At 65.7% G+C, this 18,006-nt stretch carries 16 protein-coding genes; 9 read left to right on the top strand and 7 right to left on the bottom strand.

Translation table 11 applies throughout. The annotated features are described in order from the left end of the window. Nucleotide 1 precedes the first annotated feature (1 nt). Together fabG and J6U32_RS26570 are read right to left on the bottom strand one after the other, a co-directional pair. The gene (fabG, locus tag J6U32_RS26575; protein ID WP_208792891.1) at nt 2-748 is read right to left on the bottom strand and encodes a 3-oxoacyl-ACP reductase FabG; all 747 of its coding nucleotides are present in this window, start codon (nt 746-748) and stop codon (nt 2-4) included. A gap of 48 nt (nt 749-796) precedes the next feature. Next, entirely contained in the window at nt 797-1,978 is a 1,182-nt protein-coding gene (locus J6U32_RS26570; RefSeq protein WP_208792890.1) for an acyl-CoA dehydrogenase family protein, read from the bottom strand. 134 nt (nt 1,979-2,112) lie between these two features. Here J6U32_RS26570 and J6U32_RS26565 point away from each other — a divergent pair, with 134 nt between their 5' ends. Beyond that, a complete protein-coding gene (locus J6U32_RS26565; RefSeq protein ID WP_208792889.1) occupies nt 2,113-2,787 on the top strand; it encodes a GntR family transcriptional regulator in 675 nt (224 codons plus the stop codon). A gap of 212 nt (nt 2,788-2,999) precedes the next feature. Further along, complete coding sequence (locus J6U32_RS26560; RefSeq protein ID WP_208792888.1) at nt 3,000-4,286, top strand: protoporphyrinogen/coproporphyrinogen oxidase; 1,287 nt, start codon at nt 3,000-3,002, stop codon at nt 4,284-4,286. A 202-nt stretch (nt 4,287-4,488) separates the two neighbouring features. On the opposite strand, the gene J6U32_RS26555 is transcribed toward J6U32_RS26560, so the two are convergent. Genes J6U32_RS26555 through J6U32_RS26545 form a run of 3 tightly spaced genes read right to left on the bottom strand, consistent with a single transcriptional unit; the run spans nt 4,489 to nt 8,443 of the window. Further along, a complete protein-coding gene (locus tag J6U32_RS26555) occupies nt 4,489-5,889 on the bottom strand; it encodes a xylulokinase (RefSeq protein ID WP_208792887.1) in 1,401 nt (466 codons plus the stop codon). Next, a complete protein-coding gene (locus J6U32_RS26550; protein WP_244332409.1) occupies nt 5,886-7,367 on the bottom strand; it encodes a mannitol dehydrogenase family protein in 1,482 nt (493 codons plus the stop codon). The genes J6U32_RS26555 and J6U32_RS26550 overlap by 4 nt, the downstream gene beginning before the upstream one ends. Next, the gene (locus tag J6U32_RS26545) at nt 7,364-8,443 is read right to left on the bottom strand and encodes an NAD(P)-dependent alcohol dehydrogenase (protein ID WP_208796348.1); all 1,080 of its coding nucleotides are present in this window, start codon (nt 8,441-8,443) and stop codon (nt 7,364-7,366) included. Before J6U32_RS26545 ends, J6U32_RS26550 begins: the two co-directional genes overlap by 4 nt. 147 nt (nt 8,444-8,590) lie before the next feature. Here J6U32_RS26545 and J6U32_RS26540 point away from each other — a divergent pair, with 147 nt between their 5' ends. The 5 genes from J6U32_RS26540 (at nt 8,591) to J6U32_RS26520 (ending at nt 14,003) form a co-directional block, all read left to right on the top strand. Beyond that, a complete protein-coding gene (locus tag J6U32_RS26540) occupies nt 8,591-9,616 on the top strand; it encodes a sugar-binding transcriptional regulator (protein WP_208796347.1) in 1,026 nt (341 codons plus the stop codon). A gap of 68 nt (nt 9,617-9,684) precedes the next feature. Continuing rightward, complete coding sequence (locus J6U32_RS26535; RefSeq protein ID WP_208796346.1) at nt 9,685-11,007, top strand: ABC transporter substrate-binding protein; 1,323 nt, start codon at nt 9,685-9,687, stop codon at nt 11,005-11,007. 2 nt (nt 11,008-11,009) lie between these two features. Further along, on the top strand, nt 11,010-11,969 hold the full coding sequence (locus J6U32_RS26530; protein WP_006367986.1) for a carbohydrate ABC transporter permease: 960 nt from the start codon (nt 11,010-11,012) through the stop codon (nt 11,967-11,969). Then, nucleotides 11,969-12,844, top strand: a complete 876-nt coding sequence (locus tag J6U32_RS26525) for a carbohydrate ABC transporter permease (protein WP_208792886.1) — start codon at nt 11,969-11,971, stop codon at nt 12,842-12,844. Before J6U32_RS26530 ends, J6U32_RS26525 begins: the two co-directional genes overlap by 1 nt. 52 nt (nt 12,845-12,896) lie before the next feature. Beyond that, nucleotides 12,897-14,003 (top strand): ABC transporter ATP-binding protein, encoded by a 1,107-nt coding sequence (locus tag J6U32_RS26520; protein WP_208792885.1) that lies wholly within the window; start codon nt 12,897-12,899, stop codon nt 14,001-14,003. A 16-nt stretch (nt 14,004-14,019) separates the two neighbouring features. On the opposite strand, the gene J6U32_RS26515 is transcribed toward J6U32_RS26520, so the two are convergent. Next, a complete protein-coding gene (locus J6U32_RS26515; protein WP_208792884.1) occupies nt 14,020-15,540 on the bottom strand; it encodes an MFS transporter in 1,521 nt (506 codons plus the stop codon). Between the two features lie 117 nt (nt 15,541-15,657). On the opposite strand from J6U32_RS26515, the gene J6U32_RS26510 reads away from it, so the two are divergent. Together J6U32_RS26510 and J6U32_RS26505 are read left to right on the top strand one after the other, a co-directional pair. Further along, nucleotides 15,658-16,215 carry a MarR family winged helix-turn-helix transcriptional regulator gene (locus J6U32_RS26510; RefSeq protein ID WP_244332404.1) on the top strand — a complete coding sequence of 186 codons (558 nt, stop codon included), beginning with the start codon at nt 15,658-15,660 and terminating at the stop codon, nt 16,213-16,215. Nucleotides 16,216-16,225: 10 nt separating this feature from the next. Next, entirely contained in the window at nt 16,226-17,089 is an 864-nt protein-coding gene (locus J6U32_RS26505) for an SDR family oxidoreductase (RefSeq protein ID WP_208792883.1), read from the top strand. 29 nt (nt 17,090-17,118) lie between these two features. Here J6U32_RS26505 and J6U32_RS26500 read toward each other — a convergent pair whose 3' ends face one another. After that, nucleotides 17,119-18,003, bottom strand: coding sequence for a siderophore-interacting protein (locus J6U32_RS26500; RefSeq protein WP_208792882.1), 885 nt, complete (start codon nt 18,001-18,003; stop codon nt 17,119-17,121). Between the last annotated feature and the right edge of the window lie 3 nt (nt 18,004-18,006).

The raw sequence follows: 18,006 nt of genomic DNA, 5'->3' as shown, positions 1-18,006 counted from the left end.
GTCACATGAACCGTCCGCCGGTGACCTCCATGACCGTGCCGGTCATGTAGGACGACAGGTGAGTTGCGAGAAAAAGTGCGACCGTGGCGACCTCGCTGACCTCGCCGGCCCGCTTCATTGGGATCTCGGCCATCTTCTGATCCCATGCCTTCTGCGGCATTGCCTCGGTCATCGCCGAGCGGATGAGGCCCGGCTGGATGGCGTTGACCCGTACTCCGTGGTGCGCAAGCTCTTTCGCCGCCGCCTTGGTCATGCCGACTATGCCGGCCTTGGCTGCCGAATAGTTGGTCTGTCCGACCATGCCGACCTTGCCGGACAGGGAGGACAGGTTGATGATGGTGCCGCTCGTGCGTTCGCGCATGATCGCTGCCGCCTTGCGAGTGCCGTTCCAGGTGCCCTTGAGGTGGACGTTGATCACCTGGTCGAATTGCTCTTCGGTCATGTTGCGCATGGTGGCGTCCCGGGTGATGCCCGCGTTGTTGACCATCACGTCGACGGGTCCGAAATGTTGTGCAGCAGCGGCGAGTAGCGCGTCCACGTCGTCGCCGCGGGTCACATCGCACGCCACGCCGACGGCGACACCGTCCCCGCCGAGTTCGGTGGCGGCCTTCTGCGCGGCATCGGCATTGATGTCACCGATGACGACGCGGGCGCCTTCGTCGACGAACAATTGCGCGATGGCGAAGCCGATACCCTGTGCGGCACCGGTGATCACGGCGGTCTGGTCCTTCAAGAGCGGTCCGGGCATGGGGATCCTGTCGTGTAAGTGTGCTGGGATGGTGTGGGGCGCGGTGGGCTACTTGCTTGCAGTACGAATGAGGTTGCCGCCGATGATGAGTCGCTGGATCTCGCTGGTGCCCTCATAGAGCCGGAGCAGGCGGACATCGCGATAGATCCGCTCCACCGGAACCCCGCGCATATAGCCGGTACCGCCGTGGACCTGCACCGCGAGATCGGCGACCTTGCCGACCATCTCGGTGCAGTAGAGCTTGGCCACCGATGGTGCGGTCCGTCGGTCCTCGCCGGTGACGTATTTGAGCGCGGCGTCACGTACGAGTGCGCGCCCGGCCATCACCCCGGTCTGCTGGTCGGCGAGCATGGCCTGCACCAATTGGAAAGAGCCGATGGGCTTCCCGCCCTGGGTGGCATTGGCCGCGTATTCGACCGACTCATCGAGGGCACGTTGTGCCTGCCCGACCGCGAGCGCAGCGATATGCACCCGACCTCGCGCCAGGGAGGTCATCGCGGCGCGATATCCGGTCTCCTCGTCACCGCCGACGAGCGCCGAGGTGGGCACACGCACACCGTCGAAGCTGACGTCGGAGGTCCACGCCCCCTCCTGACCCATCTTCTTGTCCTTGACCCCGACCTCGACTCCTGGTGTATCGGCGGGAACCAGGAATACCGCTATCCCCGTGTTCTTGCCTTCTGCGGGACGGGTTCTGGCGAATACGACGAACAGGTCGGCGATCGGTGCGTTGGTGATGAAGCGCTTCTGTCCGTCGATCACCCACTGGTCGCCGTCGAGCGTCGCCTTGGTGCGCAGGCCGGCGGGATTCGAGCCGGCGCCGGGCTCGGTGAGAGCGAAGGAGGCGACGACGTCGCCGGAGGCGATGCGCTCGAGCCAATCCCTCTTCTGCTCGTCGGTCCCGAAGTTCACCAACACCTGCCCGGCGATGCCGTTGTTGGTGCCGAACATCGACCGCAGAGCGAGCGTCGTGTAGCCGAACTCCATCGCCAGCTCGACGTCCTGGGTGAGATCGAGGCCGAGGCCACCCCATTCTTCGGGGATCGCGTACCCGAACAGGCCCATCTCGGCTGCTTGGGCGCGCAGGTCGTCGGGAATGGTGTTGGTCTCGGCGATCTCGTTCTCGCGCGGCACGACCTTGGTGCGGATGAAGTCGTGGACCACCGAGCGGATCTGCTCGAAGTCGTCCGCGCCGACGGCCGGGGTGTGCTGCTGTGCGGGTGAAGCCATGCGATCGAAATTATCAAATCTGTGGAGTTGTGCCAACTATCCGAACTATATGTCCTGGCTATGTCTTGCATAGCGGGTGAGTGATAGTTGAGTTTGATAATCTCTGCGCGTTGATGTGAGTCGAGGAGGCAGTGGTGGCACAGCCCGTGGGTGGTCGATCGGTCGAGGCGGCATCGTCGGTGCTCAAGCAGATTGCGGCCCAGGAGATCCGCCGCATGATCTTCGCCGGCGAGATGCGGCCGGGAACCAAGGTCGATCAGGATGCGGTCGCCGAATCTCTCGGGATGAGTAAACTGCCGGTGCGTGAGGCGCTGATCTCACTCAGCGGGGAGGGAATCATCGAGACGATTCCGCGGCGCGGCGCCTTTGTGGCCGACCTGTCCCGCGAGGACATTCGCGATCACTACTGGATGCTCGGCGTGATCTCCGGGCTGGCCGCCGAACGTGCGTCGGCGACTCTCTCCGACACCGACCTCGACGAGCTGCGTGTGTTGGCGACCGAGATGGAGGAGGCGACCGATCTCCTTGAGATCGAGCGCCTCAACTTTCGCTTTCATCGGCTGATCAACCTCGGCACGCGCTCACGGCGTCTGATCGCCGAGCTCAAACTCCTCAGTGGGGCAATCCCGTCCGGCTTCTTCGACTCCCACCCGGACTCGGTCGCGTCGTCCTTGCGGGATCATCGCGAGATCGTCGATGCACTCGCCGGCCGCTCGCCGGGTATGGCACGCACGCTGACCGAAGGCCACTTCCTCCGCGGGGGTCATCGTGCGGTGGCTCTCCTGGAGGAGCGCGGGTTCTGGAGATAAGTGAATCGTCCCGCGGGTGACCGAGATTTGGCGAACAGACTCGGCACGGTCGCTTCGTGATCATCGCTGTCGATCGCATCGACAGCGGGGTAGCGGGTTGCTGTACTCACCAACGTGGCCGTCGACAGCATATCGTTTGACCTCGGAATCGCAGGTGTTAATAATGTATATTAAAAACGGGCGCACTCGGCTCCCCGGATGTAAGGACGTTGATGTTCGTAGTGATCGGAGGTGGCGCGGCGGGCTGCGCTGCAGCGTTTGTGCTGAACCGGGCCGGACACCGCGTTACGTTGCTCGAGGCAAGTGGCGACCTCGGCGGTCGTACGCGCACCGTCGATCGCGATGGATTCGGAGTCGAAGTCGGCGCGATCTACATGCTGAACTCGTACGAACGCTGCGTGGAGTTGCTGTCAGAGGCCGGGTCGGAGGACCTTCTCATTCCGTGGTCGCCGCTGGCCGGATTGTGGGACGGTGCAAAACTTCATCCGCTCCGATATGATTCGATCCCGACATTCTTCCGTCTGCCGATTCTTTCGCTGGCCGACAAGGCGCGGCTGGCGGTCAAGGTGGCGCAGGCAGTAATGAGCCCCGCGCCTGCGCCTTTCGAGACGGACAGCCTCGCGAGCTTCGACGATGGCGAGAATATGGAGACGTGGTCGCGAAGAAATCTCGGGGACAACATCTTTGAGTGCTTTGTCCGTCCGATGATCGAACCGTCGTTCGGCAGCGACTGTAGGGATCTGTCGGTGCCCTACCTGCGGGGAATCATGAAGCGTGCGCACAAGTCGAAGTTCCGGCTGCCGAGGGAGGGTATGGGTAGCATCTGTGCGGCGCTGACCAAGGGCATCGACGTTCAGCTCGGGAGCGAAGCAATCGCGGTGGACAAGGTCGATGACGCCGTGACCGTGACCACTGCCAGCGGAGAGACTCTACGCGCTGAGGGAGTCGTTGTTGCGACTGATTCGCTTCGTGCCGCTGAGATTCTCGAGCCTATGATCACTCCCAACGCGGTCCGCGCACTTCGTGATGCGCCCTACGCGTCGATGGCTCACGTCAATCTGCGTTGGGCCGTCGATCCTTGGCCGGGCAATGACGTCGAGATGCTGTTGCCTATCGGCGTCGGAGACCGACCGATTCTCGGGACCATCGTGAAGACAGGCGCCACGTCGCCGTTGGTCCCCTCCGGCGCCCGCATGTTGGACGCATACCTTTCCAGTGCTGCCACCAAAGCGATGACCGACCAGGAGATGATCGATACCACTCTGCGGCACGTCGGTGAGATTCTGGGGCCGGCTGTTCCGGAGCCCGTTGCCGAGGTTTTCACAGACCATCGCGCGCTCGCGGTGTGCCCACCTGGCCACTACCGGGCTATGCAGCAGCTCAGGAACTCGATGCCCGGCCGCGTCCGCATCGCCGGAGATTATTTGGCGCATCTGGGTGTCGAGACCGCGGTCGTCAGTGGCGATCGCGCCGCCAAGGACCTATTGGCGTCGGACTGATCTGCGTCCGGCCAGGGGTGTGTGACTCTAACGCCCGGGCGCAGCATGGATCTCATCCGGTGTCCAAGATCGGGGAACGACGCCTTGACCGCGGTCAGAAGAGCCCGCCGTTCAGAGGCGACCAGCGGGAGCCCCCTCCTCAATAGAAGAGCCCGCCGTACTGGCGCCTGGACGCAACACGCCTCGAACAGCAGCTTAGGTGCTACCCGCCGACAGCTGCCATGTACCACTTCGCTGCGGCGGCGAACTGCGCGAATACTTCTGGAGTTGTTGTAGCCGTGATCGTTTCGGACTCGAAACGCCACTCCGGGAGCTCACCGGCCAATGCCCACGCGGCCTGGCGAGCGGCGCCGAGTGCCACGTATTCACCGTCGGCGGGCAGCACCACGGTGCCGTCGAACAAGGCCGGTGCGATCGCGCGTACCGCCGACGACTTGGTACCCCCACCGATGAACAGGAACCGCCGCACGTCGATGCCCTGATCCTCGATCCGGTTGCGGCAGTAGACAAGCGAACAGAGCAGGCCCTCAACGGCGGCACGTGCCACGTGGGCGGGGCTGAAGTTGGCGGGGGTGATTCCGGCCAGCGTTCCCGTCGCCGCAGGCAGATTGGGGGAGCGTTCACCACCGAAGTAGGGCACCATCGTCAGGCCGTCGGCGCCTGCGGGAGCCGACAGCGCGAGGTCGGCGAACCTCGCCAGATCGACGTCGAGCATCTGCGCAGTCGCCGCCAATACCGGTGCGCCATTGAGTGTGCACACCAGCGGAAGGTGCCGTCCGGTCGCATCGGCGAATCCGGCGACGATACCTGACGCATCGCACGGCGCGACCTCGCCGACAGCGCTGACGACACCCGAAGTTCCCAACGACACGATCGCGTCACCGGGACCCGCGTGCAAACCCAGTGCCGCGGAGGCGTTGTCGCCGACACCGGCTCCTAGCACGACACCGCCGGATGTCTTCCCGGCAGCCTCACCGGGTCCGACGATCCGCGGAATCCCCGGTAGTCGACCGCGAAATGCCAATTGCAGCAGATCTGTTCGATACTCCTCGTCAGCGGCGGAGAAGTACCCGGTGCCCGACGCATCGCTGCGGTCAGTCGTCAGTGCACCGATATCGGTGCCGCCGCCGGCGAGTTTCCATGTGAGCCAGTCGTGCGGTAGGCAGACGGCTGCGGTCTCGTCGGCATGGTCGGGCTCGTGGTCGGCAAGCCACCGCAGTTTTGCGGCCGTGATCGCTGCCACCGGCACGACGCCGACGGTCTCTGCCCACTTATGTGGGCCGCCGAGGTCGGCGATGAGATCGTCGGCGGCAGTGGCCGAGCGGGTGTCGTTCCACAGCAAAGCTTCACGCACCACGTGGCCGGCCGAATCGATGCACACCATCCCGTGTTGCTGTCCTGCGACCGACAGCGCGGCGACATCGTCGAGCCCGCCCGCTGCCCTGATGGCCGCGGTGAGCGCCAGCCACCAGTCCTCGGGGTCGACCTCCGTGCCGCCGGGATGTGGTGCGCTGCCCGACCGAATCACAGCGCCCGTGTCCGCGTCGCAGACGACCACCTTGCACGACTGTGTCGAGGAGTCGACGCCGGCGACGAGGGTCATGACAGCAGCTCCTGGAGGGTGGCGCGAGCACCCTTGCTGCGCAACGATTCCAACGCCCACAGGTACGGTTCGGTGAACGCCTCATGCTCGGCGAGATTGCCGAACAGTGACGTCTCGGACAGGAATGCCAGGGGCTCGGTGCGTGAGCACTGCGCCAGCGGGACGAGGCGATCGGCCAGCGGGTCGTCGACGGTGATCGCATTGCCGTGCTCGTCGACCCCCTCGGCGTAGCGCGTCCAGCTCGCCACCACCGCGGCCGACAGTCTCACGGAACCACGCTGCGCGAGACGGTCCCGGATCACCGGTACCAGCCATTTGGGGATGCGGTTGGAGGAGTCCTGGCACAGCCGGGCAATCGTGTCGGCGATGGCCGGATTGCCGAATCGCTCGAGCAGCGTCTCGATGTAGGCGTCGACGTCAACGTCGGGCAAGGGTGCGAGCGTCGGCTTGCCTTCCTCGGACATATAGCGGCGCAACAGCTCCCGTAGATCGGGATCGACCGCGGCGTCGTGAACGTAGCGGTACCCCAGCAGATGGGCGAAGTAGCACAGTGCCTGATGTCCGGCGTTGAGCAGCCGGAGTTTCATGAGTTCGTACGGCGTGACGTCGGCGACGACCTGGACGTCCACATCCTCGAGAGCCGGCCTGCCGCAGGAGAAATCGTCCTCGAGTACCCACTGGGTGAAGGGTTCGGCCACCACCGGCCAGGCGTCGGCGATCCCGGTGCGCTCAGCGACCTCACCGGCCAGCTCTGGGGGAGTGGCCGGGGTGATGCGGTCGACCATCGAATTCGGGAACCGCGTGTGCTCGTCGATCCACGCCGCCAGCTCCGGATCGCGCAGCCGAGCGTAGGCGAGGAACGTCGAGTGCGCCATATGGCCGTTGCCGGCGATGTTGTCACAAGACATCACGGTGAACGAGGGCACGCCCCGCTCGCGGCGTCGGGCCAGAGCTTCCACCACGAGTCCGAAGACGGTTGTCGGCGCGGCCTTTCCGGTGAGATCGGCAACGATGTCCGGGTTGTCGGCATCGAACTCGCCGGTGGCCGCCGAGAAGTTGTAACCGCCCTCGGTGACCGTCAGGGACACGATGCGCACGGCCGGATCGGAGAGCTTCTCGAGAACGGCCTCCGGATCGTCGGGAGCATAGAGGTACTCGACGATCGAGCCGATCACCGACGTCTCCACCGCACCGTCGGGATGCTTGAGGGTCAGGGTGTACAGACCGTCTTGTGGCACAAGCGCATCCCGCATCCGCGCGTCGGCGGGTCGCACTCCGACACCGCAGATTCCCCACGACGGATCGGACGCGAGCAACCGGTCGATGTAGAAAGCCTGGTGGGCGCGGTGGAAGCCGCCGACCCCGAAGTGGACGATGCCCGCGGTGACCGAGGCCCGGTCGTAGCGCGGCGTCGGCACGTCACCGAGAGAACCCAGCATGGTGGTGTTGAGCGGGAGGGCGTCGGCGAGAGTGCTCACGAACGGTCCTTTCGATTCGGTTCGGCGCTGACATCTGTGTGATATCGCGAGACCTGTGGATGGACAACGGCTTTGATCATTCCGGGCACGCGATCGGAGTTCAGCGCCTCGGCGATCTCGTCGAGCCCGTAGTGGGCGGTGACCATCGCGTCGAGGTCGACGGCGGCCGACATCACCAACGCGCGCGCGGTGGGCCAGGTGTTGGCGTAGCGGAAAACCCCGGTCAGTACGATCTCACGATTCTGGATCAGTGAGACCTGCAGGTCCATGGTGTCGGCGCCCATACCGACCAGCACGGCCCGTCCGCCGGGTCGCAGCGCCCGCAGGCCCGCGGTGACCGCGGCCGTGACACCGCTGGCATCGATGAAGGCATCCACCGGCGCCAACCCGGTGCCGGGGGCAATGGTCTCGGTCGCGCCGAAATCCTCTGCTCGCGTGCGACGTTCGGGATCGGGTTCACTGAGCACGATGCGGGTCACCCCGGACGCCCGGGCGACCTGTGCACACATCAGTCCGATCGGGCCCGCCCCGGCGATGAGCACGGCGTCACCGGGCCCCACGCCCGCCTTGCGCATCGAGGCGATGCCCACCGACAACGGCTCGAAGAGTGCGGCCGCCTCGTCGCTGATCTCGTCGGGAATCGGGTGGGCGAAAGCGGCGCCGATGGTCACGAATCCGGCGAGAGCGCCGTCGACCGGTGGGGTGGCGTAGAAGCGCATGTGTGGGCACAGGTTGTATGCACCCCGCATGGTCTCCGCCGATGCCGGATCGGGTCGCTGCGGTTCGATCGATACGCGCTCACCGATCCGTGCCGCATCCACACCTGCGCCGACGGCGACGATCGAGCCCGCGGCCTCGTGGCCGAGGATCAGCGGCTCGCGGACGACGAAGTCGCCGATGCGTCCGTGCCGCACGTAGTGGGTGTCCGACCCGCAGATTCCCACCGCGCTGACCTGCACCAACACATCGCCGGCAGTGGGGATGGGAACGGGGCGCTCCTCGACGGACAGACGGAGGTCGGGATGCAGAACGCCGGCGCGCATGGTCCCCGACAGCGCATCACGTTTCTCGATCATTGTTGCGTGGCTCACATCGAGGATGTTAGCGTACTGAGCACATGAACGGCTAGTGAGCAGATGCTCACCACGTCAACAGGAACCACCGCGATCGAACGGAGTCGACGAGTGCCTTCTCGCAAAGATGTGGCAGATGCCGCGAAGGACGTGCCCGACGGTCCGCCGAAACGACCGGCCACCGGGCGTGGAGCGGCGGGCCGGCCCGCCGCCGACACCGGTCAGGATCTGCGGCTGCTCGTGCGAGCGGCCACGATGTATCACCTCGAGGGACTGACGCAGGCCGACATCGCCGGCCGACTCGGGGTGTCACGTCCGACGGCCGGGCGGCTCATCGCGCGAGCACGTGCTCAGGGGCTCGTCCAGGTGTCGGTGACCGCTCCCGAGCATCTGTCGGCGTCGATTCACACCGACCTCGAACGCACGGTGGAGCAGATCTTCGGTCTCGACGAGGTGCTGATCATCGACGAGGTCGCCGACGGCACCGCCTCGGGCAACGCCGCCCTCGGCCGAGCGGGCGCGTCGGTCCTGTCGCGGCGCATCCAACCCGCCGACACCTTCGGATTCACCTGGGGCCCTGAGCAGGTCGCGACCGCCGACGCGATGACCGCCAACGCGGCGGCGCAACGCGTGGTGCAGATGGACGGCTCGATGACCTCCGTCGAGTACCACACCGGCGTCGACCACGCGCTGGCCCGCTTCTCCGAGCGTCTGCACGCGCAGCCGCTGCGCCTGGTCGCACCGTTGTTCGTCGACCCCGACACCGTCGCCGCCCTCAATCGTGATTCGGTTGTCTCCCAAGCTCTGTCGGCAGCACGTGGCGCGCAGGTGATGCTCTTCGGAGTGGGCTCGGTCTCGACGTCGACGACCCTGTTCGAGGGCGCATTCATCGATGCGATCGTCCTCGACGAACTGCTCGAGCTCGGCGCGGTCGGCGAGATCGGCGGGCGCTTCTACGACGCACAGGGCATCGCCGTCGAATCGAGTCTGGTGGAGCGGACCGTCTCGGTCCCCCTCGACGCGGTGAAGGCCTGCCCCACGGCGATCTTGATATCCGGTGGCACCCACCGGGCCGAATCCATTCTCGGCGCACTCCGCGGCGGCCACGCGACCATCCTGGTCACCGACGTACCGACCGCGGAATGGCTTGTCTCACAACAGGAAGGTCAGCAGTGAGATCCCTACGAGCGAGATTCCCGCGCGGGCATCTCTCCCCGTCACGCCGTCGCGGCAAGGCCGGTCTGGTGGCCTTGGCCGCCACGATCGGTCTGCTGGCCACCGGATGCGCCGGTGCCGGCTCACTCACCGGTGGCGGTGGCCGCGAAGTGACGGTCGCGATGGTCTCGAATTCGCAGATGCAGGACGCGATCAAGCTGTCCGGCCAGTTCGAGCAGGAGAACCCGGGTACCAAGGTCCGCTTCGTCACGCTCTCGGAAAACGAAGCGCGCGCGAAGATCACCGCGTCGGTGGCCACCGGCGGTGGTGAGTTCGACGTGGTGATGATCAGTAACTACGAGACACCCATGTGGGCGAAGAACGGGTGGCTGGTCAATCTCACCCCGTACATGGACGCCGACCCCTCCTACGACGCGAACGACTTCATTCCGACGCTGAAATCGGCGCTCTCGTATCAGGGTTCGATGTACTCGGCCCCGTTCTACGGCGAGTCGTCGTTCCTCATGTACAACAAGAAGCTCTTCTCGCAGGCCGGTGTGGCGCTGCCCGCGGACCCCACCTGGCCGCAGGTCGCCGACGCCGCACGCAAGCTCACTAACGACCGTACGGCGGGAATCTGCCTGCGCGGCAAGCCCGGTTGGGGTGAGGTGCTCGCCCCGCTGAACACCGTCATCAACGCCTACGGTGGTCGCTGGTACGACGAGAACTGGAATGCCCAGCTGACCAGTCCGCAGGTCGAGGCCGCCGTCCAGTTCTACGTCGACACGGTGCGCAAGTACGGGGAGGCCGGTGCGTCGTCGTCGGGCTTCCAGGAATGCGGAAACCTGATGTCGCAGGGCCAGGTGGCGATGTGGTACGACGCGACCTCGGCGGTGTCGGTGCTCGAGAGCCCGGACACCTCGACCATCGCCGGCGACGTCGGCTACCTGCCGTCTCCGCGCATGGCCAAGGGCGACAACGGTTGGCTCTATACCTGGTCGCTCGGGATCCCGTCGAGCAGCAAACACCGCGACGACGCCTGGAAGTTCATCGACTGGATGACCAACCGCAAGTACATCGAACATGTGGCGAACACCCTGGGTGCCACGCACGTCCCGCCCGGTAGTCGGCTCTCGACCTACCAGCTGCCGGCCTATCAGAAGATCTCCGGGCCCTTTGCCCAGCAGACCCTGCAGGCGATGCAGGCGGCGAACCAGAACAAGCCGACGCTGGAGCCGGTGCCCTACACCGGAATCCAGTTCTTGGCGATCCCCGAGTTCCAGGACCTCGGAACCCGCGTGAGCCAACAGATCTCGGCTGCGATCGCCGGGCAGATCAGCGTTCACGACGCACTCGAACAGGCCCAGCAGTACGCCGAGGTCGTCGGCAAGTCCTACCAGAGGGAGCAGTAGAGATGGCCACCGCAGTATCCACGCGAGGCGCGCAGGTGCCCCCCGATCAGGGGCGGCCGGTGACCTCGAAGAAAGACCAGATCAGTCGCGCCGAGGGCTGGCGTCGACGCGGACCCCTGTTGCCCGCCTTGATCTTCATGATCGTGGTCACCCAGGTGCCGTTCGTGTTCACGCTCTACTACTCGACCCAGTCGTGGAACCTGGTCCGCCCGGGCTCACGTCGCTTCGTCGGATTCGACAACTACGTCGAGGTGTTCGGTGACAGCCAATTCTGGACGGTCACCCTCAACACCATCCTGCTGATCGTGGGCACCGTCATCATCTCGGTGGTGCTCGGACTGATCTTCGCCCTGCTGCTCGACCGGAAATTCTTGGGGCGCGGCGTGGTTCGGACCCTGCTGATCACCCCGTTCCTGGTGACACCGGTCGCCGCGGCGCTGCTGTGGAAGACGAGCCTGCTCTCGCCGACCAACGGCCTGGTCAACTGGGCGTTGAGCCCGTTCGGGATTCACACCGACTGGCTCTCGGAATTCCCGCTCGCCAGTGTGATGGCCGAACTCGTTTGGCAGTGGACACCTTTCATGATGTTGCTGATCCTCGCCGGACTGCAGTCGATGCCCCGGGACATCCAGGAAGCCGCACGGGTGGACGGCGCCACCAGCTTCCGGCTCTTCCGCGAACTGACCCTGCCGCACCTGCGGCGGTTCATCGAACTCGGCACGGTGCTCGGCGCCATCTACCTGGTCAACACCTTCGACGCGGTCTACATGATGACCTCCGGCGGACCGGGTGTGGCCAGCTCCAATCTGTCCTACTACATCTATCAGCGTGCCTTCCTCGGATTCGACATCGGGCAGGCCGCTGCGATGGGCGTGGTCACGGTGATCGGCACGATCGTCGTCGCGTCCCTGGCCCTGCGCCTGATCTTCAAGTCATTCACCGGAACAGAGGAGCCGGCCTGATGAGTACCGACACCCGCCCCGCCCCGACCACCACTTCGACGTCGGCGCCCGAAGTACGCCGCAGCCGCAATCCGCGCCAGATGGCGCTGACCGCACTCACCTGGATCCTGGCCATCGGGTTCTTCTTCCCGGTGCTGTGGATGGTGCTGACCGCGTTCAAGAAGGAAAGCGACGCCGCCACCAACCCGCCGACGTTCTTCTTCGCCCCGACCCTGCAGCAGTTCCGCAACGTCTTCGACGCCGGAATCGGTACCCCACTGCTCAATTCCCTGTTCGCCACCATCGTCTCGACGATTCTGGTTCTGGTCCTCGGTGTGCCGGCGGCCTTCGCGTTGTCGCTGCGCCCGGTCCGCAAGACCAAGGACGCGCTGTTCTTCTTCATCTCCACCAAGATGCTGCCGATCGTGGCCGCGATCATCCCGCTGTATGTGATCGTCGGCAAGATCGGGATGCTCGACAACGTGTGGACGCTGGTGATCCTCTACACCGCAATGAATCTGCCGATCGCCGTGTGGATGATGCGGTCGTTCTTCCTCGAGGTGCCCGGCGAACTGCTCGAGGCCGCCAGCATCGACGGCGCCAGTCTGTGGACCTCGGTCCGTGAGGTGATCCTGCCGCTGATCTCCCCGGGTATCGCGGCCACCGCACTGATCTGCGTCATCTTCTCGTGGAACGAATTCTTCTTCGCCGTCAACATGACCGCCGTCAACGGGCAGACGATGCCGGTCTTCCTGACCGGCTTCATGTCCGGGCAGGGCCTCTACTGGGCGCAATTGTCGGCGGCGTCGGTCCTGGCCGCGCTGCCGGTGGTGATCTGCGGCTGGATCGCCCAGAACAAACTCGTCCGCGGCCTGTCCTTCGGCGCGATCAAGTAATCACGCCGGTCACCCACTCACCCAAGCGCTTTCGTATCAACAGGAGAACCCCATGGCAACCATCACCTACGACAAGGCCTGCTGCGTCTACCCGGGCGCCGAGTCACTGGCCGTCGACTCCCTCGACCTCGACATCGCCGACGGCGAGTTCGTGGTCCTCGTCGGACCGTCGGGCTCCGGCAAATCCACGGCACTGCGGATGCTCGCCGGACTCGAGGAGATCGATTCCGGGCAGATCCGCATCGGCGGGGACAACATGGTCGGCGTCGCGCCCAAGGACCGTGACATCGCCATGGTCTTCCAGAACTATGCGCTCTACCCCAACAAGACCGTCGGGGAGAACATGGGATTCGCGCTGAAGATGCGCGGCATCTCCGCCGACGAACGCAAGCGCAAGGTCGCCGAGGCCGCCAAACTCCTCGACCTCACCGACTATCTGGACCGCAAACCGGCGAAACTGTCCGGCGGACAACGTCAACGCGTCGCCATGGGCCGCGCGATCGTGCGCGAACCGCAGGTGTTCTGCATGGACGAGCCGCTGTCGAACCTCGACGCGAAACTGCGGGTCCAGACACGCACCCAGATCGCCGCGCTGCAACGCCGACTCGGTACCACCACCGTCTACGTCACCCACGACCAGGTCGAGGCGATGACCATGGGCGATCGTGTCGCCGTACTCAAACACGGTGTACTCCAGCAGTTCTCCACCCCGGCCGAACTCTACGACCACCCGGTCAACGCCTTCGTCGCCGGCTTCATCGGATCACCGGCGATGAACCTGTTCACCGCGCCGATCCGCGACGGCGCGATCTCGATCGCCGGAGCCGACATCGACATCGACGCCACATCGCAGGCGGCACTGCGCAAGTCCGGGCTGAGCTCGGTCGTCGTCGGCATCCGGCCCGAGCACCTAGCGCTCTCCGACGACGGCACCGGACTCAACGCCGACGTCGCACTTCTCGAAGAGCTCGGCAGCGAAACCTACGTCTACGCCTCGCTGGCCGACGAATCGGTCCACAACCTCGACGGTGATCCGATGGTCGTGGTGGCACGCTCTTCACAGCGGGCGCCGGCCAAGCGTGGAGAGGGAATCCGGTTGCGGCAGGCCGACAACGCGGTTCACCTGTTCCACCCCGAGACCGGCGACCGGCTGGTCTGACGGGTCGAGCGCGGGGTCAGTGCGAGGTGGCCGGTGCTGCCGAGCCCGGCGCTGCCGAGTCGGCGATCACCACGCCAGTCGGCGTCGGCTGGGGCCCGCGCTTGGGGATGCACAGGGTGATGGCCACTCCGACGAATGCGGCGACGGCGCCCACCAGGAAGCACCACTTGAACGTCGTGTGGGTGGGAATGTCGTTGCCCGCCATGCTGATCGTCGAGGTGGTCAGCAGCACCGCCATTACCGCCGAGGAGACGGTGGTGCCGATCGAGCGCATCAATCCGTTGAGGCCGACGGCCGCACCGGCCTCGGTCATCGGCACCGCGCCCATGATCAAGGTCGGCATCGCCGCATAGCCGATGCCGACGCCCGACGCGGCGATGATCGACGCGATCATCAGCTGCCACGGCGAGTTCATCAGGAACATCGCGAGCAGGTAGCCCACACCGAGCACCGTCGCGCCGATGGCCAAGGTGTACTTGGCGCCGATCTTGTTGATCAACGTGCCCGAGACCGGGGCGAAGACCAGCATCATCAGTCCGCCGGGCGCCATCCACAGGCCGGCCTCGAGCATGGTCTGGCCGAGTCCGACTCCGGTGCGCACGTCCATCTCGAGCAGCATTGGGATGACGATCGACTGCGCCATCATGCCGAAGCCGATGGCGACGGCGGCGATGTTGGTGAGCAGGACCGCCGGACGTGCGGTGGTCCGCAGGTCGACGAGCGGTTCGGGGGTTCGCAGCTGATAGAAACCCCACGCCCCGAGCACGACGAGACCGCCGATCAGCGTGCCGAGCGTGGTTCCCGACGTCCAACCCCAGTCGTTGCCCTTGGACACGGCGATGAGTGCGGCCGACAAACCGATGGCCAAGCCGATCGCGCCGACGAAGTCCAGACGGCCACCGACCGCGTCGGGGACGTGGGGGACGACCACGACGACCAGGGCGAGGACGGCCAACGACAGGATCGCCGACACCCAGAACAGGCCGTGCCAGTTCCAGCTCTGCGCGATCCACGCCGACAGCGGCAGACCGATCGCGCCACCCACACCGAGCGTCGCGCTCATCGCGGCGATCGCCATCGAGGTGATCTTGGGTGGCGTGACCTCACGCATGAGGCTGATGCCGACGGGGATGAAGCCCATGGCCAGGCCCTGGATCGCGCGGCCGGCGATCATCGGGATGACCGAACTGCTCAGGGCACACACGATGGAACCGGCGACGAGCAGCGCGGCGCTGCCCAGCAGGACTCGCTGCTTGCCGAACATGTCGCCGAGGCGGCCGGCGATGGGCATCGCGATCGCGGCGGCCAGCAATGTCGCGGTGATCACCCACGACGCGTTGGAATGGGAGGTGCCCAGCAGGGTGGGCAACTCGGGCTGGATCGGGATGACCAGCGTCTGCATCAAGGATGCGACGAGGCCACCGAAGCACAGCGCGATGACGGTGGCGATCGCGGCGCCATTGGACGACCCGTTGCGCGGAACGGACTCTACTGGTGCCGGGTTCTCTGCTGCCGGCGACGAATTGGTGTCTGTCATCGCACCTCCTAAGCTGTATGTAGCGTACATATGTAAGGTACATATGCAAGCCGCGCAGCTCGCGACGCTCCTCAATCGGACATACCGGGCGGCTGCGGCAGAATGTGGGGGAGCCGGATGTCGAAAGAGGTCGCAGTGGGCGGATTCCGCGAGGGTGAGCGTAACGGCACGTCACGTCCGGCGCCGGTGACCTTCGACGGGGCCGACCACGCACCGTGGCCATCGCCGCTCTACCGCGACATCGTCGAGGAACTCAGTCGCTTTCATCGACGCAAGAGCGAACACCCCGCCGAGTCGGTACTCGAGAGCTCGGCGTTCGCGATCCTGCTCGTCCTCGCCGACGGCCGTGCACGGACCCTGCGGGAACTCACCGACGAACTCGACCTCGAACAGTCCACGGTCAACCGGCAGGTCAACGCCGCGATCAAACTCGGCTACCTCGAACGCTTCGACGTCGAGGGCTCGATGAGCAGGCTCATCCGCCCGACCGAAAGCGGACGGGCCGCATTCACCCATGACGGCATGCTGCGGGTGAGTCGTCTCAAACAGGTCTTCGCCGACCTCGACCCCGGTACCCCCGAAGTCCTGTTACGCGAATTGCGCGCTTTCAACGAGGCCTACGACCGTACGCTGCGAGCAGAACAACGGGGGGCGCGTTCACGCAACCACGGCTGAGGGAGAACGTGTGGGGACATACGTGGTGAGCGGATCGGCGTCGGGAATGGGTGCGGCGGTTGTCGATTCGTTGCGTGCGGCCGGGCACGCGGTGATCGGGATCGATCGGGACGGCGCCGAGGTGACCGCGGACCTCTCGACGCCACATGGGCGTGCGTCGGCGATCGCCGCGGTCCTGGACCGGGCCGAGGGCGCACTCGCCGGAGCCGTTCTCGCGGCCGGTCTCGGCCCGGCGCGCGGGGCCGAACGCACCATCGTCGAGGTGAACCTTCTCGGGGTGACCGAACTGCTCACCGCTTTCCGCCCACTGCTTGCCGCCGGTGAGAAGTCGAAAGTGGTTGTCTTCGGCTCCAATTCGACAACAGCGACGCCGCTGGTACCAGGCCGCGCGGTCGCCCGACTCGAGGCCGGCGACACCGAGGGGGCCACGCGAATCCTGCGCAGGCGGGGTAAGGCGCTGTCGGGTCCTGCGGCGTACGCGGCGTCGAAGATCGCGGTCACCCGATGGTGTCGGGTCCACGGCACCCGCCCCGAATGGGCGGGGGAGGGGATCGCGGTCAACATCATCGCCCCCGGGCCGGTGATGACCCCGCTGCTGCAGTCGCAGCTGACCGGCGCATCGTCGAAGAACGTCCGTTCCTTCCCGATTCCGTTGCGCGAGTATGGAACACCGGAGCAGATCACGCAGTGGGTGATGCTGATGCTCTCACCTGCCGCGGATTTCATGGCCGGATCGGTGATCACCGTCGACGGTGGTACCGAGGCACTGCTGCGCGCACGGGACTGGCCGCGGGCCGTGCCATTGCGGGCTGTTCCACGAGTGCTGTGGCGGATGTATCGCGCCCCCAAGGACGGTCAGATCGCGCGGTACTGAGTCGCCAGGTACTCAAACGAGTGCGGGGATCATAATCCGGCCCGTTCGAGTGCCTCGTCGAACTCCTCGGCAGCGCGCTTCTCGCCCTTGCCGTCGGCGATCGCCTGCTCATACACCGCGAGCAGCTCCGCGCCGTGCTCTGCGTAGCGTCGGGCCCACGCCTCACCGTCGTATCGCCAATAGCCGATGATGTCGTAGCGGTCCGCGGGCCAATGATGTTCGCGGCGAAAGTGTTTGCGCACCGTCCGGGATTCGGCAGCCTCACCGGCGAACCAGCAGTATCCGGTGCCGGCGGGAACGTCGAGAGCGGCGATGGTCGTGCCCAAGCGGCTCGCCGAGACACCGTTGCCGCTGCCGATCAGCGGGATCACCTCGACGCCGTCGGCGGGTCGGCCCAGATAGGCGAGGTCGTCCTCGTCGATCACCTCAACCACCAGGGTCACCGGCCGCGGATCGGTGGCGAGCTCGTCGAGAATCCGGGCGGCGGCCGGGAGTCCGGCGAGATCGGTACCTAGCAGGAGCCAGTCGGCGCTCGGCGCAGGCCGGTACCAGCCACGCGCGTGCGACATCGCCACCGCATCACCGATGTCGGCTCGTTGGGCCCAGAGCGTCGCCGGGCCGCGCGAGTGGATGACGAAATCGACGTCGACGGTCGCGGTCCGGTGGTCGACGGAGCGGATGGTGTAATTACGGCCCTCCGGCGGCTCGTCGAGGTCGTGATATCCCCACACCTCGTCCCGCAATTCCATTGCGGGAGGACGTTTTCGGCCGGGTTCGGGAAAGTAGAGGCCGACGGCGTCGTCGGGCCCGCCGGGCAGTGGTAGACGGGCGAGATCTTCGACGTGCAGGTGCACCCGCCGGATGTGCGGGGTGAGGTCGTCGGTACCGGTGACTGTCGCGAACGAGAAACCCATGAT

It is taken from the genome of Gordonia polyisoprenivorans (assembly GCF_017654315.1).
Classification (GTDB): domain Bacteria; phylum Actinomycetota; class Actinomycetes; order Mycobacteriales; family Mycobacteriaceae; genus Gordonia; species Gordonia polyisoprenivorans_A.
Note: the sequence above shows the minus strand (reverse complement) of the source record. Positions and strands in the feature narration are given on the sequence as shown.